Here is a 983-nt window from a genome sequence, read left to right on the forward strand (position 1 = left end):
TCTGATAGGTAATTCAGAGGGAAACGGGCTGAACTTCATGGCCTCCCAGGCTCGCGAGGGCGGGCCAGGCGGTGACGCTCCAGGTGTCGACAAGATACGCGATCTTTTGTTCGGCAATCAGATGCAGGACTATGATCGCCGCTTCTCCAAGCTTGAGGAACGGTTCCTGCAGCGATTCAAGGATGTCGAATCCGAAACCAAGCGCAATCTTGAAACCTACGAGTCGAATGCCAAGAAACAGGTTGACTCGCTGGCGACGCAGTTGCGCAACGAAAAGGACGCACGCGCCGAGGCCGACAAGGAAATGGACCGCAATCTTCGCGATCAAAACCAGGCGCTCGAAAAGCAGGTGCGCGCCTTATCGGATCAATTGAGTGAGCTCGAGCGCGAATTCGCGGATCGCATGAGCAGAAGCGACCATTTGCTGCGCGAGGAAATCAAGCAGAAGAACGAAAGCGCCCAAATGCTCATGGAGAAGATCTTTTCCGATCTCAGCAACGTCAAGACCGACCGGAATCTTCTGGCCGGGCTGTTCGTCGAGGTCGCGAAATGTCTCAACCAGGATCCCGTCGGCAGCAAGGGCAATTCCGAGCGTGGCTGGAAAGTGAGTTGATCGGAACTTGACGTCGAGCGTCGAACCAATCAGCCTTTCTCAAAAACAAGCTTCGAACGATACCGGTATTGATCGCGAGGCTTTGGCCCGCCTTTTGGTGGAAATTGCCCGGAACGTCGATCCGGACAACCATACGCTTTACGAAGGTGTTCCAGCCGCCGACCATCGGCTGGAAAGGCTCCGCCAACTGCTCGTCGGCGGCGAAATCTCGGAGCTGTCCCGCGTTACGCACCTGCTCGACGAACCCGAGCAGCTTGCCGCCGCGGTGGGCAACGTTCTGCCCGAAGCAACTGCGCGCGCGTCCCATACGCAACTCGGCGAGGCTCTTGCCCCGGCTGTCGAACGGGCGGCGCAGCGGTCCATCCAAAAG

The 983-nt window shown here is 57.8% G+C and carries 1 protein-coding gene and 1 pseudogene; both read left to right on the forward strand.

Going from position 1 to position 983, the window contains the following annotated elements; genetic code table 11:
• The first annotated feature begins 1 nt into the window (after position 1).
• Entirely contained in the window at positions 2–613 is a 612-nt protein-coding gene (locus tag EOA27_RS37905) for a hypothetical protein (RefSeq protein WP_245491371.1), read from the forward strand.
• 7 nt (positions 614–620) lie between these two features.
• Positions 621–983 (forward strand): annotated as a pseudogene (locus EOA27_RS37910) (OmpA family protein); the annotation flags it as partial.

It is taken from the genome of Mesorhizobium sp. M2A.F.Ca.ET.037.01.1.1 (assembly GCF_003998075.1).
Lineage (GTDB): Bacteria > Pseudomonadota > Alphaproteobacteria > Rhizobiales > Rhizobiaceae > Mesorhizobium.